The organism is Amycolatopsis taiwanensis DSM 45107, assembly GCF_000519205.1.
GTDB lineage: Bacteria > Actinomycetota > Actinomycetes > Mycobacteriales > Pseudonocardiaceae > Amycolatopsis_E > Amycolatopsis_E taiwanensis.
This window is the reverse complement of sequence record NZ_JAFB01000033.1, coordinates 1-16,603: the sequence shown is the minus strand read 5'-3', so window position 1 is coordinate 16,603 and position 16,603 is coordinate 1. Positions and strand designations below refer to the sequence as shown.

Here is a 16,603-nt window from a genome sequence, read left to right as displayed (position 1 = left end):
GCGCAGCTTGGTCACTCATCAGAAGTAGCCTTCCCGTTTGCGGTCCTCCATGGCCGCTTCGGAAAACCGGTCGTCGCCGCGGGTCGCGCCGCGTTCGGTGATCCGGGTGGTGGCGACCTCGTCGATGATCTTCTCCACGGTATCGGCGTCGGATTCCACGCACCCGGTCAGCGTCATGTCCCCGACCGTGCGGAACCGGACCCTGCGCCGCTCGATGCGCTCCCCTTCCCCGGGCTGTATCGCCTCCGATGCGGAGAGCAGCAGCCCGTCCCGCTCGATCACGTCGCGGTCGTGGGCGAAATAAATGACCGGGATCTCGATTTGTTCCCGGGCGATGTAGTGCCAGATGTCCAGCTCGGTCCAGTTCGACAGCGGGAACACCCGCATATGCTCACCCGGCCGGATACGGCCGTTGTAGAGATTCCACAGCTCGGGGCGCTGCAGTTTCGGATCCCACTGCCCGAATTCGTCCCGTCGTGAATAGATGCGCTCCTTGGCCCGTGCCTTTTCCTCGTCACGCCGGCCGCCGCCGAAGGCCGCGGTGAAACCCTCTTCCTCGATCACATGCAGCAGCGTGCCGATCTGCAGCCGGTTCCGGCTGGTCTTCCCGTCGTCGACGACGATCCCCTTCCGGATCGCCTCCTCCACGCTGGCGACGACCAGGCGGGCACCCAGCCGCTTCACCCAGTGGTCTCGTGCCGCGAGGACCTCGGGAAAATCGAAACCGGTGTCGACCTGCAGCACCGGGAACGGCAGTTTCGCGGGGAAGAACGCCTTCTCCGCCAGCCGCAGCATCACGATCGAATCCTTGCCCCCGGAGCACATCAGCACCGGTTTTTCGAACTCGGCGGCCACCTCGCGGAAGATGTGGATCGACTCGGCCTCGAGTTGATCGAGGTGAGAGAGACGGTACTCGGTGTGCGTCATGTTTTCACTTCACCTCTGCCGCGACGGGGTGCACGTCGCGGTAGAAGCGATACCGCTCGCGCAACTGCGCCGGCTCCACGCCGAAATCCTCCCGAATGTCGTAGGTCATCACGCCGTGCTTGTTTCGCGGATGCGAGACCACGTACGCCTGGATCTGCTCACGGGCCTCGTCGGTCAGCTCGATTCCCGCCGTGTCGTACACCCGCGCCACGGTTCCCATCGGGTCGGCCATGTACTTGTCGAAGTACACATGGACCCGCTGCTTGTCCGGAACGAGGTGGGCGTCTCGAATCCCCGCTCGCAGCATCCGGTCGACGAGATCGGCCCAGTAGGTGAAAATGCCGTCGAAATCCGGGTTCTTGAAGCCCATCCGGCCGGTGAAGGCCATCATGGTGGCGAACGACTGCACCACGCCGACCGGGTCGCGGTGCGTTATCACCACCGTCGCGTCCGGGAACGCGGACATCAGCGGCCCCAGGTTCTCCAGGTGCTGTGGGCACTTCAGCACCCAGCGCCGCGGCCCGCGAAACCAGGTGAGCGCCTGCAGCGCGGTGCGGAGGTACCGGTAGTGCGGGGTCTGGTCGTGTTCGAGGTAGTAGTCCCGCCACTGAGGTGCGGTCTGCATCAACGACTCCAGGTAGTAACTGGAGAAGTCGAGCTGCATCAACGACATGTCCTCGTCGATGTGGTCGGGGTTCATCGGATGCCACGCCGCGAGGTACGGGTTGTAACCCTGGAAGATCTGCCAGCCTTCTGCACAGCGCTTGTAGCGCGGGTCGACGCCGTCGAGGCCGGGTCCGTCGCCGAGCACCGGAACCGGTTCGTCGGCCTCCCACAGCGGCATGGAGCGGAACCTGGTGTCCGCGGCAAGCATGTTCACCAGGTTCGTGGTGCCGGTGCGGGGCAACCCGGTGACGATCACCGGCGGTTCCAGCTCGATGTCGTGAATCTCCGGATGGCGGGTGAGCAGAGCCTGCAGGCGCAGGCGGCCGGTCGCGTACTTCAGACACAGGTTGAACAGCAACATGCGGGTGTAGGGCGTGCGATTCGGGTCGCTGTCGATCGTGTCGAGCCAGACTGCCAGGCGCTTCTTGAAATCCTCCGGGCCGAAGTCGTCGAGACCGCTCGCCGCCTTCGCGGCGGCGAGCACCGCGTCTACGGTGAGCTCGACCGGGTTGGCTTCGGCGTAGCTCATCATTGCCTGCTGTACCTCGGTGAGCACCGGGTTCCGCAGGTCCGCTATCCGTATCGTCTTGCTCATGTCCACCACCCGGATCCGGTTCGGCCGACCGCTTCGGTTCCCGCACATTAGGAGCCCGGTTCGCGGCCCTGGACGTGATGTCCCGGTCATTGGGACGACCGTCGGCGCGGTGAGGCCGGTCACATAGCGTCGGCTGCGACATCCACCCGGCGAGGACGAGGCACCTGTCATGAATCGGTTCGAAGGCAAGAACGTGCTGCTCACCGGCGCTTCCGCGGGTATAGGTCAGGCGTCCGCCGTGCGGTTCGTTCAGGAGGGCGCAACCGTTTTCGGGCTCGGCCGCAGTCTGGACGGACTCAAGCAGACCGAATCCATGGTCAGCGACCCGTCTCGATTCGCGTCGCATCAGCTCGACTTGACCGACGACGCCTCGATCGCCGAAGCGGCGCGGGCAGCCGCGGACCACCTCGGCGGCCGCGTCGACGTGCTGTGCAACATCGCCGGCATGACGGTCCAGACACCGATCGACAACCTGGACGCCGACCTCGCCCGCGAGCACGTTCAGGTCAACTTCACCGGCCCGTTGATGCTGATCTCCCAGTCGTTGCCCCATATGCCGGACGGCAGCTCGATCATCAACGTCTGCTCGACGGCGGCAAGCCAGGCAATGCCGACGATGTCCGCGTATGCCGGGTCCAAGGCAGCGCTGGTCTCCGCCTCGTTCTCACTCGCCGTGGAGCTTGCCCCGCGCAGGATTCGGGTCGTGCCGATCTCACCGTCGGGTGTGCAGACCAACCTGATGTGGCAAATCTGGGACCAGATCAAGGATTACGAGGGCGACTGGTTCAACCGGCTCATCCATCTGTGGGGCCAGCAGCATTCCGGGCAGGCCGAGGATCTCGCCGCCTTCATCGCGTTCGCCGCCTCGGACGAGGCGAAGTACTGGAACGCCGCGGAAATCCGCATCGACGGCGGGGCACGCGCGTCCTTCTGACGGAACCAGGCCACGGTAACCGTGCCTGTCGAACTGCGACACCGCGATCTCCTTCGACGCCGTGGTCTCGCGGTAGGCTGCGAAGGAGACGATTTCGACAGCGTACGAGGGAGATTTCGGTGGCCGACCTTCCCATCCGGTTACGGCCGGTGGTCGAGGACGACTTGGTCATGTTCCGGCGATTCGCCACCGAGCCCGGCTTGATCGGTCTCGACTGGCGGGGTTTCCGGGACGCGCAGGCGGTTGCCAGGCGCTTTGCTGAAGACGGTTACCTCGGCGCGGACGGCGGGCGGCTCATGGTAGAGGTTGAGCAGGAGCACGCCACGGCCGGTTTCGTGAACTGGCTGTCGGGATCGTACACCACGGGAAGCTACTGGGAGATCGGAATCGCGCTGCTGCCGGAGTGGCGTGGACGCGGCATCGGCTGGCGCGCGCAAGCCATGCTGTGCGATTACCTGTTCCGCCACACTCCGGTGCAGCGCATTCAGGCAGCCACCCATGCCGAAAACACCGCCGAGCAGAAGTCACTGGAGAAGGCCGGTTTCCAGCTCGAAGGGGTCGTGCGCGCGGCCGAGTTCCGGGACGGCCGCTGGCGCGACGGCATGCTCTACAGCAGGCTTCGGGATGATCCGTCGCCGTTGTGAACGTTGCCTGCTGCACCGTTGCAAGCCCTCTACCGAACCACCGCCGGATGTGCGCTGAGATATCCGGCGAAGCGCTCCGCGACCTCCTGCGCGGACAGGCCGAAGTCGCCAAGACGGTAGCGGTGCACCGGACGTCGCTCGCTGGTCTTGCTCTCTCCGTGGCTTTCCGCGATCGCGGTGCGGGTCGGCTCGTCGAGTACCAGGCCGAAAGCCTGGTAGATCGACTCGACCGTGCCCACCGCGTCGGTCACGAAGTCGTCGTAGTAGACGTCGACGAACTGCGCGGGATCGTAACGCTTTCTGGCCTCGGCGAAGGCTTTCGCGCCGGTGGCCCAGAGTTCGAGCAGGTCCCTGCCGAGTACCTCGCCATGGTAGATCTCCGAGTTACCCGCGCTCGCCTTCTCATTGAGACTGCACACCGACGCGATGATGGTCTGCGGATCGCGGTGGGTCTGGATCACCAACGCGTCGGGATAGACCGCCATCAACGCGTCGAGCGCGAACAGGTGTCCCGGGTGTTTGAGCACCCAGCGCCGGTCGATGTCGTTCAGCCCGATTACCTGGAGAACCCTGCGATGTAACCGGTACACCGGCACCATGTCCTGCGCGGCAAGCCATTGTGAATACGCCGGCAGGTGCGCGGTGTTGGGAAAGGCGATCGAACGCATCGACTGACGCTCCACCCGCCAGCATTCCTCCACCATCTCGGGCGCCATGAAGTGCACGCCCTTGAAGTCCGGATCACCGGCGTAGCGGGCCTCCACCCACGCCCGCATCCGTTGGTAGCCGGGATTGTCCGGCCAGGTCTCGCGTGGCGGTCGCGGCTGCGGTGTCTCGGTGAGCCAGTGCTCGAGCCCCTGGTGCGCCGGGTCGACACAGAGCAGGCGGTGCAGCGCGGTCGTACCGGTGCGTGGCAGGCCGGTCACGAAGACCGGCCGCTCGATCGGCACGCCGGCGTACTCGGGATGCCGCTGCCATGATTGCCTGGTGTACAAACGCGACTCCAGCACGGTCACCAGCATGGCGCGGAACCAGTCCACGCCCTTCGGGGTAAGCGCCGCGTCGTTCGCGTAACTGTCCAGCAGTATCGCCAAACCGTCGCGGTAGTCGTCCTCGCCGAAGTCGGTGAGCCCCGTGCGGCCGCTCGCCAGGTCGTGCAGCTCGTCGATGGTGCCTACGACGTGCTTCGTCGAAGTCATGCATCTCTTCTTTCTTTCAGTGATGCGTGGCGCCGCAGTTGACGTCGATGCACTCCCCGGTGATCCCGCTTGCCATGTCCGAGGCCAGAAAGACCGCGGCATCGGCGATCTCCTCCGCGGTCGGCAGGCGGCGCAGGTCGGTACCCGCCGCGGCCTCGTCATAGACCTGCTGCGCGTCGACGCCACGTTTGCGGGCGATCCGCCCGAACAACGCCTGCACCTTGCCGGCCCAGATGTAGCCGGGCGCCACCGAGTTCACCCGGACCCCGTGCGGCCCCAGTTCCACCGACAGGCTCCGCGCCGCCGCCAGCAGCGCCGCCTTGTCCATCCGGTAGGTGCCGAAGTGCGGCAACCGGTTCCTGATCACCATCGAGTTGATCAGCACCACCGATCCCTTCGACTCGATCAGGGCCGGTGCGAGCTTCTGTACCAGGCGCACCGGCGCGAGGACATTGACCTGGTGCCATCTTCCGTCCGCGGAAAGGTCGGTATCCAGCAACCGTTCCTGGGGCCGGGGGATGAACGCGCTGTTGAGAAACGCGTCGACGCGGCCGAAGGTACCCAGCGTCTGGTCCAGCAGGTTGGTCAGTGATTCCTCGTCGGTGATGTCGGTGGGGACGACCAGCGACTTCCGCCCGGTTCCCTCGATCTCCTCGGCGACCGCGCGTAGCCGGTTCTCGTCACGCGCCGCCAACACCACATCGGCGCCCGCGTGTGCGGACCGCAGTGCCAGCGAACGACCGAGGTCCGGGCCTACCCCACACACCAATGCGACCTTGTTCTCCAGCAGCCCGTTACTCACACTCAGGGTCCCTTCAGTCCACTACAGAGTCGCTGAAATCGACCGGGTCGCCGAGGAAGGCACGATGGGACGTCGGCGAGGTACCGTCGACGTCGACCACTCCCAGGTCCTTGCCGACCTCCGCACCCACCAGAACCCGTCCGCTCCACCGCATCCGATCGGGATGCCCGGCGAGCGCGGCGATCACCCGTCCGGTGAATTCGGGCGACTCGGCCATCTCGGTCAGCTTCCCGTAGCGCTCGGGAAACGCCTTCAGTGCCGCCTCGGTCCGCTCGGTGCGCAGCAGTCCCATCCAGATCGACACCGCGGCCACGTCGAACGGCTTGAGGTCCACCGCCATGTCGTGCGCCATCTTGTCGACAGCGGCCTTCACCGCGCCGTAGGCGGGTCCGTGCATATAGCAGGTGCCGCCGAAGGACGAGGTGTTGACCAGCAGGCCGCCGCCGGTCCGGACGAGCAGTGGCGCGCCGTAGTAGCTGGACACGTAACTGCTGCGCAGCCCGACCTCGAACATCTCCTGCAACGCCAGCGGCTTGGTCCAGAACGGCCCCTTGGCCGCAAGCCGGTCCGGCACGATGAACGCGTTGTTCACCAGGATGTCGAGCCGGCCGTGGTCGGCACCGACCCGCTCGAACAGCGCCGCCACCTGAGCGTCATCACGGTGATCGCAGACCACGGGGATTCCGGTACCGCCCCGGCGGTTGATCTCCTCGGCGGTGGCGAACACGGTGCCCGGCAACGGCGAATCTCCTTCCCGCCGGGTCCGGCCGGTGACATAGACGGTCGCGCCGGGCTGTCCGAGCGCGAGCGCGATTCCCTTGCCCGCGCCCCGGCTCGCGCCAGTGACCACCGCGACCCGGTCGCCGCTCACGGCTTGCCCGCCATGTCGAGTGCGGCGAGATGGCTGAACACCATGCAGGAGCCGATGGGGTTGCCGCCACCGGGATACACCGTGCCGCTGACCGCCGCCATCGAGTTCCCCGCGGCGTACAGGCCCTTGATCACGTTGCCCGTCGTGTCGAGCACTCGGGCGCAGGCGTCGGTACGCAACCCGCCCTTGGTGCCGAGGTCGGAGATTCCGAACGCCGCGGCGTGGAACGGGGCCTTCTCGATCGGCACCAGCGGCGAGCCGCCGTTGGCGAAGAACCGGTCGTAGGGTTCGTCGCCGCGATGGAAGTCAGAGTCCGTACCGGATTCCGCGAACGCGTTGAAGCGCTTCACGGTGGCCGTCAGCCGATCGGCCGGAACTCCGATTTCTTCCGCTAACGCTTCGAGCGTGTCGGCGCTGTGCCACAGCCCGGCTCGCCGGTAATCCTCCGTCCGTCCGATCGGGACGCTCGTGGACTGAACTGGCGGACGCTCACCGGCGCGATCGTCGTAGATCATCCAGTACGGCAGCCCAACCCGGCCTTCGGCCATCCGGTCGATCACGATCCGGCCCAGCCGGTCATAGGGCAGCGACTCGTTCACGAACCGCTCCCCGCCCTTGTCGACGAAGATGCCGCCGGTGAACCACAGCGAGAACGTCGATGTGCCGTCCGGATGGGTGAGTCCGGGCGACCACCACGCCTCCGACATCAGATCGGTGTCCGCGCCTATGTCGATCCCGGCCTGTATCGCCTTGCCGAGGTTGCCGGCCGGGCCCATCGCATCGCGTGCCGCGCCGGGCACCCCGTAGCGCGTCCGCATCTGCTGGTTGCGCTCGAACCCACCGGAGGCGATCAGCACACCGCGCCTGGCCCGGATCGCGGTACTACGGCCATCGCGGCCGGTCATCACGGCTCCGACGACGGTGTCGCCGTCCCGGATCAGCTGCTCACACACCATCTCCCGTAACAACTTCGCGCTGTCCAGTTTCGACAGAGCGAGCAGCAATCTTGCGATCAGCGCCTGGCCGCCGATGATCTGGTCGGGTAACGGCTCGCCGGCCCGCTCGACCGGAAGCGGCGCGCGCAGCACGTCGCGCAGGGCGCCGATGCGGTCCGGTGCCAGTGGCTTCGGCATGATGTGCCGCCCGCTCCCCCGCGCCTTCGGTGCCGAGCCGTAGTAGTCCGGCCACGGAAACACCACGAACTCGAAGTCCTCGTCGGCTTCGAGGTAGTCCACCAGCCGAGGACCGGTGGCCAGGAACGCGTCCTGCAGCTGGCGGGGTGTCCGGTCGCCGACGATGGAGTAATAGTAGGTTCTCGCGTCCGCGGGGGTGTCGTCATCTCCGGCGCGCCTCAACACCGCGTTGCACGGAAACCACAATCCGCCACCGGAATAGGCGGTAGTGCCGCCGAAGCGATCCGTCGCCTCGACGACGATCACCGACATTCCCTCGCGTGCGGCGGTGTATGCGCCGGTGAGGGCGCCACCCCCGGAACCGACCACGAGCACGTCGCACTCTTCGTCCCAGCTGCGTTCCGTCATTCGTAGGCCATCCCGATCCTTCGCAGTTTCTCCAGTGTTTCCGGCCCGGTGCCGGCCGCGTGTTCGCCCGGGGTCCAGGTCACGCCGAGAATCGTCCCGGTGTAGGCGAACGTGCCGTGCTTGTCGAAGCGCGCCCAGGACACCGGCGACCCGCGGTCGATGCCGATGTCGATGCCCTGGAACATCGCCTGCCCCATCGGCATTCCGAGCCCGTCCGCCGATCCCCGGACCCGGCCCGCGACCACCACCCGCACGTCCACGTGTGTTCCGCCCTCGAGCGCCGTCACCTCCAGCACGATCTCCTGCCTCCCCGGCGCGACGGCACCGAGATCCAGCTCGCACATTTCCTGGGAATTGTTGTGGAAATAGCACAACCGGCCGGCGTCGATCGACAGGGAATAGCCGCCGCTTTGGCAACCGTGCGCGAACAGCACACCGCTGTCGCCGATCTCGAAGTCCAGGTCCACCGTGACGCGGAAGGAGCGGCGGTAGACCAGCATCAGCGAGCGGTAACGCTCCAACGTGGGTGTGCCGGGGACCAGACGAACCGGCCGGGCGAAGGCATCCTCGCGCTCCGGCCGCTGGGCACGCTGGATCCCCGACCCTTCGTTGAGCGGGAAGACCTGGTTCTGCCAGGCCGCACGTTCCCATCGCGCGGCGAGATCGGCGACGATCTCCGGATGTTCCGTGGCCAGATTCCGTGTCTCGGCAGGGTCCGTGCGCAGGTCGTACAGTTCCCACTCGTGGTCGCCGAACCTGGTCAACGGCACGTGCCGGGTGACGATCTCCCAGCCGTCGCGGTAGTAGCCGCGATGGCCCTGCATCTCGTAGTACTGCTCACGATGTGTTTCGGGCGCTTCGCCATTGGTCAACGACCCAGCGAAACTGTTTCCTGCCAACGGTTTGAGGGGAACACCGTAGCGATGATCCGGCGCGGTGGCATCGGCGAGTTCCAGTACGGTCGGGAAGACGTCGGTGACGTGCACGTACTGCCGACGGATTTCACCCGCTACCCCGGAAAGCCGCCGCGGCCACGACACGATCGCCGGCGCGGACTGCCCACCGGCGTGCGTGTTGATCTTGTAGAGGCGGAACGGCGTGTTGGAGGCCATGGCCCAGCCGCGCGGGTAGTGCGGCAGCGATCTCGGGCCACCGATCTCGTCGATCGCCCGGCGATCCCGCTCGAACTCCCCTTCCAGATCACCGCCGCCGTGATAGTGGCGCAGCACATCGAAGTACTGGGTGGTGCCTTGCGCCTCCCCTTCCCGCGAGGCGCCGTTGTCGGAGGTGAAGAGCACGATCGTGTTGTCCCACTCGCCCAGCCCTTCCAGCGCTGCCCGCAGCCGTCCGAGCGACCGGTCGACGGTCTGCACCATGGCGGCGTAAACCTCCATATAGCGGGCGAAAACCATACGCTGATCGGCGGACAACTCGTCCCACGGCGGAACATCGTCGCCGGGTTCACTGTTGCGCGGAGCCAGCTTCGTGGTTTCTTTGACGACGCCGTTCGCGCGCTGCCTCGCGAAGCGTTCCTCGCGCACCCGATCCCAGCCGCGGTCATACGCACCGCGGTGCCGCTCGATGTCCGCCGCAGGCGCGTTCAACGGCGCATGCACGGCACCGTGCGCGAAGTACAGGAAGAACGGCTTCGCCGGATCCGAGGCCTTCACCGAACGGACCATCCGGATCGCCTCGTCCGTGAGGTCATCGGTGAAGTAGTAGTCGTCCGGGTAGGTCTCCGGGGTGACCCTGGAGTTGTCGCGATAGAGGGCATGCGGGTGGAACATGTCCGTCATGCCATCCAAGATCCCGTAGAAACGGTCGAAGCCCCGCTGTACCGGCCACGACCGCTTCGACCCGGTGTCGGTGACGTCCGCATCCTTGCACAGGTGCCACTTGCCCACCATGCAGGTCGAATAACCGTTGTCCCGCAGCACTTCCGCGATCGTGCTGACGTCGTCGGCGAGTTCCATCGCGTGGCCGGGGAAGCCCGGGTCGGCGTGCGCGACGTAGCCGACACCGGCCGCGTGCGAGTTGCGGCCGGTCAACAGCGCCGCCCGGGTCGGCGAGCACATCGGCGTGACGTGGAAGTTGGTGTACCGGAGTCCTTCCGCGGCCAACCGGTCGATGTTCGGGGTCTCGATCTCGGACCCGAAGCAGCCGACGTCGGAGTAGCCCAGGTCGTCGCAGAGCACCACCACGACGTTCGGGGCGTTCGCACCCGCCTGAGGGCGCGACGGCCACCACGGACGAGACCCGGCCATGGTCCGTCCGATACGTCCCTGAAATCCCCGGTACGCGCGTGACTCCTGCGGCAGGTCATCCGGGATCCCACGCGCGTCCGTCGCCATGCGCCCATGATCGTCGCCGACAAGCTGCCCGTCTCGGCCGATCTCACTCATCAGGATGTGGGATAGCCCCCGGTTACCGATCCCGTATGACGAGGTGACTCGTGCAGCGTCGACGATTGGGGTCACCTGGTGTCGGGAATGAGCATGAACGATGCCACATCCGCCGTGGTACCTGCGACGATGCGGGATTCCATGGGCGGCGCGTTCGCGGCGTGGACCGCACCCAGGGGCCGGGCGATCCCGGTGGCGGCGCGGGCCTGGCAGGTATGTGCCCACGTGGCCAACGCCGGCGTCATCGACACCGACGAAGGCATCGTGCTCGTCGATTGCGGGCTGCCCAAGGACGGCGAGGAGCTGCTGTCCCTGGTCCGGTCCGTGACCTCGGCGCCCTTGCACACGCTGATCTACACGCACGGCCACATCGATCACGCCTTCGGCCTCGGCCCCTTCCTGGCCGAGGGCGGACGTCCGCCGCGAATCATCGCCCACCGCAATGTGGTGGAACGGTTCAGGCGCTACTCCCGGACCGCCGCCTACAACGCGGCGGCCAACACGCGACAGTCCGGGGGTCCCGGGCCCGGCCGCCCCGCGACGTGGTGGCCGTCCAGAGTGGACGAGTTCTTCTGGCCGGACACCACCTACGAGGATTCGCTCACCATCTCGGTGGGTGGTGAGCAGATCATCCTGCGCCACGCCATGGGCGAGACCGACGACGCGACCTGGGTCTGGGTGCCCGGCAGGAAGCTGGCCTGTGTGGGAGATCTGTGGATCGACGGCTTTCCCAATGCCGGCAACCCGCAGAAGGTACAGCGCTACCCCGAAGAGTGGGCGCGGAACATTCGAGCCATCGCCGCACACGAGCCGCACGCGGTGCTGGCGGGCCATGGCATGCCACTTCTCGGTGTCGAGTACATCCGGGAGCGGCTCACCACCATGGCCGCATACCTGGAGTACATCACCGAATACACGATCGGCGCGCTGAACGCGGGGCTGGACCACAACGCGATCGTCACCGGCTTTCGCGCGCCCAGCCGGTTCGCGAACCTACCCTACCTGCGGCCGATCCATGATCGGCCGGAGTTCGTGGTGCGCAACGTGATCCGCCGCTACGGCGGCTGGTGGAACGGGCGGCCGGCGGACCTGCTTCCGCCCACCACCGCGGAGCACGCCCGCGAACTGGTCGCGCTGGCCGGAGGTGCGGGCGCGTTCGTGGTCCGCGCCCGTGAGCTGGCCGGTTCCAACCTTCCGCTGGCCTGCCAGTTGGCCGAATGGGCGGTACTCGGCGAACCGGACAGCGTCGAAGCGCATCGTTGCCTGATAGATGTGTTCACCGCGCGCCTGGCGGACGAGACCGCATATCAGGCGCGTGGCATCTACCGCACGGCGATCAACGCCTCCCGTGGGCGGTTGGCGGAACTCGGTGCCGCGGAAGGCTGACCGCGTGCTCACCCCGGGTCGGAATCGGGTGCGGCACCACCCGTCGCCGGTGTCCTGCCGTGCCGCATCAGCAGCACAACCACCACAGCGAGCGCACCCGCCACCGCCAGCAGGCCGAACGCGATCCGGAAGCCGGTGCTGCCATAGACGATCGCGCCGGTGCCGGGCACGACCTGCACGATGTCGGTGGCGATGACCGCACCGGCCACTGCCCCGGCGATCGACCCGATCCCCTGTTCCACCGTGTACTTCATCGAGGCGCTGATGCCCTGCATCTTCGCCGGAACGGCATCGATGATCAGATTCGCCGTCGAGGCGTAGTAGAAGCCCTGTGCTATCCCCATCAACAAGGCGACCAGCCGGACCAGCCAGTTGTCGTTGATCACCCCGGCGGCGAGCAGCACCATCGGCACCGTCCAGCCGGCCGTGCTGACCAGCAGCGCGTGCCGGGCGCCGGACCGCTTGCTGACCAGCCCCGCGAGAAACCCGCACACGGCCGAGCAGGTTCCCATCACCAGCGAGAAGTTCACCGCGTATCCAATCGCGGACAGGCCGAGGCCTCCGCGCCCCGGCAACGCCGGAGTGCGCAGCAACAGCGGCAACAACACCCCCTGAGCACCGACGATGAATCCGACCAGACCGGAGTTGAGCAGCGTCATCGAAAGCGCGGGCCGGGCCAGCAACCGCATCGAGACAAGCGGCTGGTCCGTGCGGCGCTCCACGATGACGAAGAGCACGATCAGCAGGATGCCGAGCACACCGGCGACGATTCGCGCCGACGGCACGATGCTGGCGTAGATCAGTGCGGCGACGCCGATGCCGAGCAGGGTCGCACCGACGAAATCGAGCCGCTGCCTGATGCGCACCCGGGACTCCGGCACGAACACCAGTACCAGCGCCCCGATGACGCCGGCGTAGCAGATCATGAACCAGAAGACGCTGCGGAAGCCGAAGCTGTCGGTCAACGTGCCGCCGACCAGCGGACCGATTACCGCGCCGACCCCGATTCCGGTGCCAAGGCCGCCGATCCCGATCGGCACCCACTTCGGTGGGAGCAGGTCACGGATCAACCCGTAGCTGATCACCGAGCCGACCATGCCGAAGGAGGTCAAGCCCCTGCCGAGGAGAAAGACCGGATACGTGGGAGCCAACGCACAGAGCACGTTCCCCACCAGGAAAACGCCGGTTCCGCCGAGCATGGTCAGCTTCTTCCCCCTGATGTCGGCCCATTTCGCCAGCAATGGCACCACGACGGCGCTCACCAGCAACGGCACCGACACGGCCAGGCTTACCGCGGTGGTGCGGAAGGCCGCGGCCACATTGGGCAGGCCCGGCATGACCATGTTGAACTCGAAACTGAATACCTCGGTAAGCAAAATGATCAGTACCACGATCCGGATCGGATGGTACTTTCCACCCGACGGCCCGTGCGCCGTGGCGGCCGGAGCGCCGTCGGTCACGCCAGAGTCCATCCGCCTGCCTCTCGATGCGGGTCACCGGTCGATCGGATCATGACCAGGCCGGATCCGCACCGTCGCCGGTCTCCCGCTCAGTGAGACCCGTAGCCGCCCGCTACCGGGCCCACCGGTAGGCACGTGTCGTGATGACCGCGCAGGAGATATCGGACCGGATCGAGATCGCCGATCTGTTGACCGTGTACACCAGGGCGATCGACACCGCGGAATGGGACGCTCTTGACAACGTGTTCACGCCGGATGCGCTGATCGACTACACCTCGGCGGGCGGGATCGCCGGTTCCTACCCGGAAGTGAAGGCCTGGCTCGCCGTCGCGCTGAAGGAATTCGTCCGACGCCAGCACATACTCGGGCAACTCGCCGTCCGCCTCGACGGCGACACCGCCCACGTGACCGCTTATTTCACCAATCCCATGATTTCTCTGAACGAGAACGAAGCGGGAGAATTCTTCTACTGCGGCGGCTACTATCACCATGATCTGGTACGGACCGGTCAGGGCTGGCGCTCAAGGCAACTGATCGAGGAGACGGTATGGACGCGCTGACCCGCCGTATCGACGTCGGCGAGATCCGGATGCGCATCGTCGAGCAGGGCAACGGACCCGCGGTCGTGCTGTGCCACGGATTTCCCGGGTTGGCGTACAACTGGCGACATCAACTTCCGGTGCTCGCCGCCAACGGTTTCCGCGCTATCGCGCCGGACATGCGCGGTTACGGCGGTACCGATCGGCCGGACGATCCACGTGAGTACAACCGCGCCCATACCGTCGCGGACATGGTCGGCCTGCTGGACGCGCTGGAGATCGATCGTGCCGTCTTCGTCGGTCACGATTTCGGCGCCGCGCTGGTCTGGGATCTCCCGCAATGGGCGCCTGGCCGGGTGCGTGCGCTGATCCAACTGTCCGTTCCCCGCACGGCCACCTCGCCGATCCTGCCGAGCACCGCGTACGCGAAGGTGGCGGCGGAACACTTCCTTCACCTGCATTACTTCCAGGAACCCGGGGTCGCGGACGCCGAACTCGACGGCGACCCAGGCGGTTTCCTCCGTCGAGTGTTCTGGGCACTGTCCGGTGGTTACCGATATGTCGACATCTTCGCCCACCCGAGTACGGGCAACGGCTACCTTGACGTCCTTCCGCAGGCGCCGCCGTTGCCGTGGCCATGGCTGTCACAGGCCGAACTCGACCACTACGTCGAAACATTCACGCGAACCGGATTCACCGGCGGCCTGAACTGGTATCGCGCGAACGACCACATCTGGCACGAGAAGCAACAACGACCCGACGAGCCGGTCACGGTGCCGGTATGCTTTATCACCGGCGACAAGGACCCGGTGCGGCAGATCACCGGCGCCGACTCCATGGCTCAACTGCGGGCCAGGGTGCCGGGCCTGGCCGAGGAACATCTGATTGCCGGATCCGGTCATTTCGTGCAGATGGAGGCGCCCGCGGAGGTCAACCGGATCATGTTGAACTTCCTGCGAGCACTGGATTCGTGACTGTTCCGGATCCGTTTGCAGCGCGCCATCTCACGTTGGTGCCTCAGCGGATATTTTGGCAAGTGCCACGCCAGTTGGTCAAATGACGCAGGGCGGGGTCGGCGGCGGTGGCGTGTCCTCGATCTGGGCGCCGTGCCGGCGCTCGCGGAGGCGGACACACGGCGGGCGCGGCGTCGCGACACGGTGTGGAGGTGCTCGGGCCGGACCGGTGCGCTCAGATCACCATGTGTCGGCGGATGCTGCCGCATAGACTGCCCGTACCGTGGCGCAATACCTCCCGGATGAAAACCTTACCGAGCATCAACGTCACAAGCTTGCCTGGATCGCAAAGACGGACTCTCACCCCTACCACGCCCACCTGATCGAAGAATGACCCGGCACATTTTCTCCATCGGTGGCGGTGCCGGTAAAGAAGCGCTGCAGCGCTGGCTGTCCTCGGCGGCTACCGTCCCGAACCACCCGATCACAGCCATACATAGTGCCGCGTCACGCAACGTTGGGTAGGTAATCTGGGCGGCGGATCTTCGAGCCGACTGCGAAGTGACGTTTCGGGTGGCAATGCCGGTTGCGCCACCGGAGATAGCCGGCGATGGCGGCTTCCTGGGCGGCATGGGAGGGGTAGTCGCTGCCATCGAGGGCGAAGTAGCGCAGCGCGGTGAATTCGCACTCGACCCAGTTCAGCCAGGACGCGTTGCTCGGTGTGTAGACCAGCTCGATCCCGTGGTCGGTGCACCAGGCGGTGACCTCGGCTTTGCCGTGGGGTTTGTAGTTGTCGCAGATCAGATAGAGCTTCCCGGTGGGGAAGCGGCGGCGGAGTTGTTTGCAGAAGTCGAGGAACTGCGGCCAGCGTTTGCGGTCACGGAATCGGTAGAACACCTGACCCGAGGTGAGATCGAGCGCGGCGAACATCTGCCGGATACCGGCGTGACGGTTGTATGTGGCGCGCAGGCGTGCCGGCTGGCCGCGGCGGAACCAGCCGTGGCCAGGGCGGGGTTGCAGGTTCAACGGCCCGAACTCGTCGACACAGATCACCCGCCCGTCGACGGGTGGATGGTCATACAGGTTCAGGATGCGAGCCATCTTGGCGGCGAAGTCCGGGTCGCGGCTGGCCTTCCACGTTTTCGTGCGCTGCCAACTGATGCCGGCCTTGTTCAGGATGCGTCGCGCGGTCTCGGCGGAGACGGCCAGCCGGTGGTGTTCGCGCAGGTAAGCGACGAGTTTGGTGAGGCTCCAGGTGGTGAACGGTTGCCCGAGTTCGCAGGGAGCGCTGCGGGCGATGCGGCAGAGGAGTTCGCGGGCGGCCGGACCGAATTTAGCTGGTCGACCGCCGCTCCATTTTGGGTCCAATGCCGCGAACCCCTGCTGGTTGAACGCGTGGATCACCTCCCGCACGTAGTTCTCGGTCGCGGCGAACATGACTGCGATCTCACCGGCGGACCGGCCCTGCACCGACGCGAGCACGATCCCGGCTCGACGCAACCGAACCCGGTCCCGTGTCGACCTGGTGATCTTCACCAAGCGCTGTGCTTGTTCGGGCTCCAACTCGTGCACAAACACCTCGGGCTGACGAGCCACAGGCACCACCTCCCCCGAGCAGCCTGCCAGGCCCGATCAGCGCGTCGAACTATGGGCCATTACCTCGCCAACCTTCTGAGGCGCGGCA

General features: G+C 66.3%; 14 protein-coding genes. 5 read left to right on the top strand and 9 right to left on the bottom strand.

Features of this window, described 5'->3' with window-relative positions; genetic code table 11:
* Window positions 1-18 precede the first annotated feature (18 nt).
* Window positions 19-927, bottom strand: a complete 909-nt coding sequence (gene cysD / locus A3CU_RS0125005; protein WP_027944605.1) for a sulfate adenylyltransferase subunit CysD — start codon at window positions 925-927, stop codon at window positions 19-21.
* Window positions 928-931: 4 nt separating this feature from the next.
* A complete protein-coding gene (locus A3CU_RS0125000; RefSeq protein ID WP_043842489.1) occupies window positions 932-2,188 on the bottom strand; it encodes a sulfotransferase family protein in 1,257 nt (418 codons plus the stop codon).
* Window positions 2,189-2,357: 169 nt separating this feature from the next.
* Here A3CU_RS0125000 and A3CU_RS0124995 point away from each other — a divergent pair, with 169 nt between their 5' ends.
* Together A3CU_RS0124995 and A3CU_RS0124990 are read left to right on the top strand one after the other, a co-directional pair.
* A complete protein-coding gene (locus A3CU_RS0124995; protein ID WP_027944603.1) occupies window positions 2,358-3,122 on the top strand; it encodes an SDR family NAD(P)-dependent oxidoreductase in 765 nt (254 codons plus the stop codon).
* Between the two features lie 149 nt (window positions 3,123-3,271).
* The gene (locus tag A3CU_RS0124990; RefSeq protein ID WP_245617319.1) at window positions 3,272-3,766 is read left to right on the top strand and encodes a GNAT family N-acetyltransferase; all 495 of its coding nucleotides are present in this window, start codon (window positions 3,272-3,274) and stop codon (window positions 3,764-3,766) included.
* A 29-nt stretch (window positions 3,767-3,795) separates the two neighbouring features.
* On the opposite strand, the gene A3CU_RS0124985 is transcribed toward A3CU_RS0124990, so the two are convergent.
* The 5 genes from A3CU_RS0124985 to A3CU_RS46525 are packed head-to-tail and all read right to left on the bottom strand — an operon-like array spanning window position 3,796 to window position 10,581.
* Window positions 3,796-4,965, bottom strand: a complete 1,170-nt coding sequence (locus tag A3CU_RS0124985; protein WP_027944601.1) for a sulfotransferase family protein — start codon at window positions 4,963-4,965, stop codon at window positions 3,796-3,798.
* A 16-nt stretch (window positions 4,966-4,981) separates the two neighbouring features.
* Window positions 4,982-5,767 carry an SDR family oxidoreductase gene (locus tag A3CU_RS0124980; RefSeq protein WP_245617317.1) on the bottom strand — a complete coding sequence of 262 codons (786 nt, stop codon included), beginning with the start codon at window positions 5,765-5,767 and terminating at the stop codon, window positions 4,982-4,984.
* A gap of 13 nt (window positions 5,768-5,780) precedes the next feature.
* A complete protein-coding gene (locus A3CU_RS0124975; RefSeq protein WP_027944599.1) occupies window positions 5,781-6,638 on the bottom strand; it encodes an SDR family NAD(P)-dependent oxidoreductase in 858 nt (285 codons plus the stop codon).
* Entirely contained in the window at window positions 6,635-8,179 is a 1,545-nt protein-coding gene (locus A3CU_RS0124970) for an FAD-binding protein (RefSeq protein ID WP_027944598.1), read from the bottom strand. The genes A3CU_RS0124975 and A3CU_RS0124970 overlap by 4 nt, the downstream gene beginning before the upstream one ends.
* On the bottom strand, window positions 8,176-10,581 hold the full coding sequence (locus tag A3CU_RS46525; RefSeq protein WP_211246507.1) for a sulfatase family protein: 2,406 nt from the start codon (window positions 10,579-10,581) through the stop codon (window positions 8,176-8,178). The genes A3CU_RS0124970 and A3CU_RS46525 overlap by 4 nt, the downstream gene beginning before the upstream one ends.
* A gap of 87 nt (window positions 10,582-10,668) precedes the next feature.
* Between A3CU_RS46525 and A3CU_RS46520 the strand changes: the two genes are divergently transcribed.
* A complete protein-coding gene (locus A3CU_RS46520) occupies window positions 10,669-11,967 on the top strand; it encodes an alkyl sulfatase dimerization domain-containing protein (RefSeq protein ID WP_084143715.1) in 1,299 nt (432 codons plus the stop codon).
* Window positions 11,968-11,975: 8 nt separating this feature from the next.
* Here the strand turns inward: A3CU_RS46520 and A3CU_RS0124955 are convergent, their stop codons facing one another.
* On the bottom strand, window positions 11,976-13,427 hold the full coding sequence (locus tag A3CU_RS0124955) for an MFS transporter (protein WP_027944597.1): 1,452 nt from the start codon (window positions 13,425-13,427) through the stop codon (window positions 11,976-11,978).
* Window positions 13,428-13,570: 143 nt separating this feature from the next.
* Between A3CU_RS0124955 and A3CU_RS0124950 the strand changes: the two genes are divergently transcribed.
* Both A3CU_RS0124950 and A3CU_RS0124945 read left to right on the top strand, forming a co-directional pair.
* Window positions 13,571-13,987: a nuclear transport factor 2 family protein gene (locus A3CU_RS0124950; RefSeq protein WP_027944596.1), complete on the top strand. Its 417-nt coding sequence runs from the start codon at window positions 13,571-13,573 to the stop codon at window positions 13,985-13,987.
* Window positions 13,975-14,940 (top strand): alpha/beta fold hydrolase, encoded by a 966-nt coding sequence (locus tag A3CU_RS0124945; protein ID WP_027944595.1) that lies wholly within the window; start codon window positions 13,975-13,977, stop codon window positions 14,938-14,940. The genes A3CU_RS0124950 and A3CU_RS0124945 overlap by 13 nt, the downstream gene beginning before the upstream one ends.
* Window positions 14,941-15,426: 486 nt before the next feature.
* On the opposite strand, the gene A3CU_RS0124940 is transcribed toward A3CU_RS0124945, so the two are convergent.
* The gene (locus A3CU_RS0124940) at window positions 15,427-16,515 is read right to left on the bottom strand and encodes an IS630 family transposase (protein ID WP_027943136.1); all 1,089 of its coding nucleotides are present in this window, start codon (window positions 16,513-16,515) and stop codon (window positions 15,427-15,429) included.
* Window positions 16,516-16,603: the final 88 nt, after the last annotated feature.

Coding starts and splice junctions, on each gene's coding strand:
- cysD (WP_027944605.1), bottom strand. CDS start 927: ATGACGCACACCGAGTACCGTCTCTCTCACCTCGATCAACTCGAGGCC.
- A3CU_RS0125000 (WP_043842489.1), bottom strand. CDS start 2,188: ATGAGCAAGACGATACGGATAGCGGACCTGCGGAACCCGGTGCTCACC.
- A3CU_RS0124995 (WP_027944603.1), top strand. CDS start 2,358: ATGAATCGGTTCGAAGGCAAGAACGTGCTGCTCACCGGCGCTTCCGCG.
- A3CU_RS0124985 (WP_027944601.1), bottom strand. CDS start 4,965: ATGACTTCGACGAAGCACGTCGTAGGCACCATCGACGAGCTGCACGAC.
- A3CU_RS0124970 (WP_027944598.1), bottom strand. CDS start 8,179: ATGACGGAACGCAGCTGGGACGAAGAGTGCGACGTGCTCGTGGTCGGT.
- A3CU_RS46525 (WP_211246507.1), bottom strand. CDS start 10,581: ATGAGTGAGATCGGCCGAGACGGGCAGCTTGTCGGCGACGATCATGGG.
- A3CU_RS46520 (WP_084143715.1), top strand. CDS start 10,669: ATGAGCATGAACGATGCCACATCCGCCGTGGTACCTGCGACGATGCGG.
- A3CU_RS0124950 (WP_027944596.1), top strand. CDS start 13,571: ATGACCGCGCAGGAGATATCGGACCGGATCGAGATCGCCGATCTGTTG.
- A3CU_RS0124945 (WP_027944595.1), top strand. CDS start 13,975: ATGGACGCGCTGACCCGCCGTATCGACGTCGGCGAGATCCGGATGCGC.